The sequence below is a fragment of the Lentihominibacter sp. genome (assembly GCF_046951855.1).
Taxonomy (GTDB): Bacteria; Bacillota; Clostridia; order Peptostreptococcales; family Anaerovoracaceae; genus Lentihominibacter; species Lentihominibacter hominis.
Map to the genome: position 1 here is coordinate 1 of NZ_JBKTXS010000060.1, position 4,696 is coordinate 4,696.

Sequence of the window (4,696 nt, forward strand, 5' to 3'; positions counted from 1 at the left end):
AAGAACAGAAAGAAAAGGAGATTTTACGGGCCAAAGAAAAGGCGAGAGAAATAATAAATGAGGCAAAAGAAGTTTCAAAAGAGGTTCAAGAGGAATTAAAAGCCCTTGCAAGGCTTGAGAGTATGGGAGAGAGAACAGCAGGCTTTGACAGAAACAGAAGACGCTTGCGGGAAATAGAAAAGAAAAACAGGAATACTATAAAGCGTGAGACAAATGATAATCCTGTAGACCCGGCAAGTTTGTCTTTGGGAGACAGAGTGAAAATTCTTACCTTAAACCAAAATGGAGAAATAATATCTCTTCCCGATGAGAAAGGTTTGCTTCAGGTACAAGTGGGAATCATGAAGATTGGCGTTAATGTCTCTGATATAATGCTTATTGATAACGGAAAACCAAAGAAAAAAAAGAAAGCCTCCGGTTACGGTAAGTTATATAAGAAAAAAGCACAGACAGTTTCCATGTCGGTAGATGTCAGAGGAAAAAATATGGATGATGCCGTAATGGATGTTGAAAAATATATAGATGATGCTTTTATTTCGGGCCTTAAAGAAGTCACTGTGATACATGGAAGAGGAGAAGGTATACTCAGAAAAGGAATTCGAGATATGCTTAAGCGAAACAAGAATGTAGACGGTTTCAGAAGCGGTGGATTTAATGAAGGTGGAGACGGTGTGACAATCGTGAATTTGAAATGATATTTAAAATGTTGATATAGAAGAAGAGGAGAAAAATAATGATCAGTTACAGAGAAAGGATTGCGGATATTTTGGCTCCGCAGATCGAAGGACTGGAAAAAGAAGAGATAATGTCTATGATAGAGACACCGGCTGACAGCAAAATGGGAGATTATGCATTTCCATGTTTTAAGTTAGCTAAAATATTGCGAAAAGCGCCTCCTATGATAGCTAAATCCATAGCTGAGGATATAAGAGAAGACAGCGTATTTGAAAGAGTGGAAAGTGTTAACGCCTATGTCAACATGTTCATTTCCAAGGAGGAGTTTGCCAAAGAGGTGGTAGATGAAGTAATTGAGAAAGGTGATGATTACGGCAGGAGTGATATAGGAGCCGGCAAGAAAGTTATCGTTGAGTATTCTTCACCTAATATAGCCAAGCCTTTTCATATCGGGCATATCAGAAGTACGGTAATCGGAAACTCTATATACAAGATATATGATTTTCTCGGATACGATACCATGAGAATCAACCATCTGGGAGATTACGGAACCCAGTTTGGTAAGATGATTTGTGCTTACAGAAGGTGGGGAAATAAGGAAGATGTAATAAAGGAACCTATAAAATCTCTGCTCTCATATTACACAAAGTTTCATGAAGAAGCCGAAAAGGATCCTTCTTTAGAGGATGAAGCCAGAGCTATATTCACAAGACTTGAAAAGGGCGAGCCTGAGGAAGTTGAGCTTTGGCAGTGGTTCAGAGACGAAAGCCTTAAGGAATTCAACAGGGTATACGAGATGCTGGGTATAACTTTTGATTCATATAACGGCGAAAGTTTTTATTCCGACAAGATGCCGAGATTCGTCAATGAACTTAAGGAATCCGGACTGCTCATAGAGGATGACGGAGCACAGATTGTAAAACTGGATGAGTACGGCCTTCCTCCGGCGCTTATAACAAAGTCGGATGGTTCTACTCTTTATATAACAAGAGATATAGCGGCAGCTGTTTACAGAAAAGAGACTTACGATTTTTATAAAAACATATATGTTGTGGCATCTCAGCAGAATCTTCATTTTCAGCAGTGGATAAAGGTTATAGAGCTTCTTGGATACGAATGGGCAAATGACTGTGTTCACGTACCTTTTGGCCTTGTTAGCATGGAAGAGGGTACCATGTCCACAAGGCAAGGAAGAGTTATTTTCCTTGAGGATGTACTCAATAGAGCTGTAGAGCAGACTAAGAAGATAATTGTAGAGAAAAATGTCAATACTGAAAATATCGATGAGACTGCCAGAGAAGTCGGTATCGGAGCTGTGGTATTTAACGAACTGTCAAATTACAGGATAAAGGATTATGTGTTCTCATGGGATAAAGTCCTTAATTTTGAAGGGGAAACAGGACCTTATGTTCAGTATACTCATGCAAGAGCCTGCAGTATACTGAGAAATGCCGGAGAAGAGATACAGGCAAATGCCAAGGAAGGCTTTGATGCCAAGTATATTACATCAGAAAGCGCTCACAGACTTATGAAACTGATATATGAGATGCCGGAAGTAATAGTTGAAGCGGGAGAAAAGTATGAGCCTTCTGTAGTTACAAGGCATATAGTAGATATAGCGCAGGCTTTCAATAAATTTTATCATGATGAACATATACTGGTAGATAATGAAGATGAAAAGACTGCCAAGGTAGCGCTTGTTACGGCAGCCAAAACAGCTATTAAAAATGGTCTTGGACTGCTGGGTATGAAAGCGCCTGAAAAAATGTAAAGATTGACAGGGAGGAAAACATGAGATACGAGGGAGATATATACAGACCTCCAAGCGAGGCATACAGTTTGCTTGTACAGGTAACTATAGGATGTACTCATAATAAATGTACATTTTGTAAGATGTTTAAGGATAAAAAGTTCAGAGTGAGAAATATAGAAGAAGTTTTTGAAGATTTGGCATGGGCAAGAAAAAGATACAGCCGGGTTGAGCGAATGTTTCTGTGTGACGGGGATGCGCTTGCTCTTTCTAATAAGAGATTGATGCCGATTCTGAAATATATATCAGATAATTTTCCTGAATGTGAAAGAGTTACCATTTATGGGAGAGCTACTGATATTCTCAAAAAAACAGATGAAGAAATGCGTGAGCTTTACGAGGCCGGGCTTACTATGGTCTATATAGGAGCTGAATCGGGAAGTGACAAGGTTCTCAAGGACATCTGCAAGGGTGAGACAAGACAGCAGCTAATTGACGGCGTAAAGAAAATTGAGGCTTGCGGTATGCAGGCGTCTGTTACATTTATCTCTGGTCTTGCAGGCAAGGATGGATGGGAGGATCATGCTGTTCAGACGGGAACAATGATAAGTGAGATGCAGCCTTCATACGTGGGTCTTCTTACGCTGATCGTAGAGCCTACTGTACCTATGTATGAAGACATAGAATCAGGAAAGCTGAAACTGCTTTCTCCTGATGAAGTGATGGCAGAGACTCTGCTTATGCTTGAAAATACTAATGTTACAAAAAAATGTGTGTTCAGGAGCAATCATGCGTCAAACTATGTTTCTTTAAGGGGAGACCTTCCCGAGGACAAGGAAAAGATGATGAATACGTTGAGAAAAGCTATGAAGAATCATGATATGCTGAGAGATGAAAGGTTCAGAGCTCTCTAAGTTCAAGAGGAGGATTATGAGCGCAGAATTTAAATATGATATACAGCTCAGAGATGATCGTATAGGAAAGTATTTCAGAAAATACCTGAATAGATTTATATTCGCAGAGTTTTCCGAGGATTTTATAAATAAGTCCAAGGCAAAAGATCTGATGAAAGGCGTCCCTATACCTCTTAGAAAAGAAGAAGTTCGGGAGTTTTCCGGTGGGGATGGTGTCTCTATGTTTAAAATAGCAGAAAATATGGCATGGGTGATGGGGTGTGATCCTCATTTTAAACATACAAAAGATTATGCGGCTATACTATTAAAATTGTATAATCATAAGATATATGAGGGGATACTTAAGACAGGAAGAGATGCTGCGGAAAGGGGAGATATGGACGATGCATGTATTCATTTCAGAGCTACTCTCTGTATGAAACCTGATTATCTTCACGGAATGTACAGTTATGCCAGAGCGTGCAGGGCCATGTATCTTTCCAGCGGCAACGAGGAATACACAGGCAGATTTAAAGCAGAAGCACTGAACTGGTTCGAGATTTTGACAGAGGTACATCCTAAGTTTGCCCAGGGGTATTATTATTTGGGATATGCCTATCTTAATATGGGACTTTATGCTAAAGCCGATATTGTCTGGAAAAGTTTCATAAAATTGAGTAAAAACGGGAAGGATAAAAAGGAGATCAAGACAAGATTGTCTCAGATCGAAGAGCCTCTTCGCATCGAATCGGGTTATAATCATATAATGGCCGGAAGATATGAAAAGGGGATAGAACTTCTCCAACCTTTTTTATCGTCAAGGTTTAGCGACTGGTGGCCTCTCCATTATTATCTTGGCGTGGCTTATGAGATGGTGGGAAGACGTCAGGCTGCTGTTGAGAGACTTAAACAGGCTTTAAGACTTAACGGAAGCCATCTGGAAACCATGGAGGAGCTTCTTTCCATATATAAAGCTGAAGATAATAGGGAAGGCATTGAGAAATACTCCAAGAAAATAGACATGATAAAGGCGGCAATGGAAGAAGATCGCAAGGCCAATCTTAAAGAGATAAAAAAAGAGGATGAAAAGCTCCAGCAAGCTAAGCCGGAGAAGATGGACCCGGAGATTATTTCTTTTGATGAGTAAAGCCATTAAATATGTAAAAGTATATTATGAAAAAAACAATATTAAAATAGTAAATTTTAGGTTGACATATAGCCATAAGTTGCGGTATAATAGCAATTGCCGTTATGGAGAACAACCTAATATTCCGAGGTAGCTCAATGGTGGAGCAACCGGCTGTTAACCGGTAGGCTGTGGGTTCGAGCCCCACCCTCGGAGCCAAATAAAATAATAATCTGAAGCATAGACTTCAGA

The 4,696-nt window shown here is 39.8% G+C and carries 4 protein-coding genes and 1 tRNA gene; all 5 read left to right on the forward strand.

Features of this window, described 5'->3' with window-relative positions; all coding sequences use genetic code 11:
- On the forward strand, positions 1-695 hold a 695-nt coding region (locus ACLR96_RS10020; RefSeq protein WP_412265840.1), incomplete at its 5' end, for a Smr/MutS family protein.
- A gap of 38 nt (positions 696-733) precedes the next feature.
- The gene (gene argS, locus ACLR96_RS10025) at positions 734-2,446 is read left to right on the forward strand and encodes an arginine--tRNA ligase (RefSeq protein WP_177270400.1); all 1,713 of its coding nucleotides are present in this window, start codon (positions 734-736) and stop codon (positions 2,444-2,446) included.
- 20 nt (positions 2,447-2,466) lie between these two features.
- Positions 2,467-3,339: a radical SAM protein gene (locus ACLR96_RS10030; RefSeq protein WP_177270402.1), complete on the forward strand. Its 873-nt coding sequence runs from the start codon at positions 2,467-2,469 to the stop codon at positions 3,337-3,339.
- Positions 3,340-3,355: 16 nt separating this feature from the next.
- A complete protein-coding gene (locus tag ACLR96_RS10035) occupies positions 3,356-4,465 on the forward strand; it encodes a tetratricopeptide repeat protein (RefSeq protein WP_177270404.1) in 1,110 nt (369 codons plus the stop codon).
- Between the two features lie 123 nt (positions 4,466-4,588).
- A tRNA-Asn gene (locus tag ACLR96_RS10040) sits at positions 4,589-4,663 on the forward strand.
- The last annotated feature ends 33 nt before the right edge of the window (positions 4,664-4,696 follow it).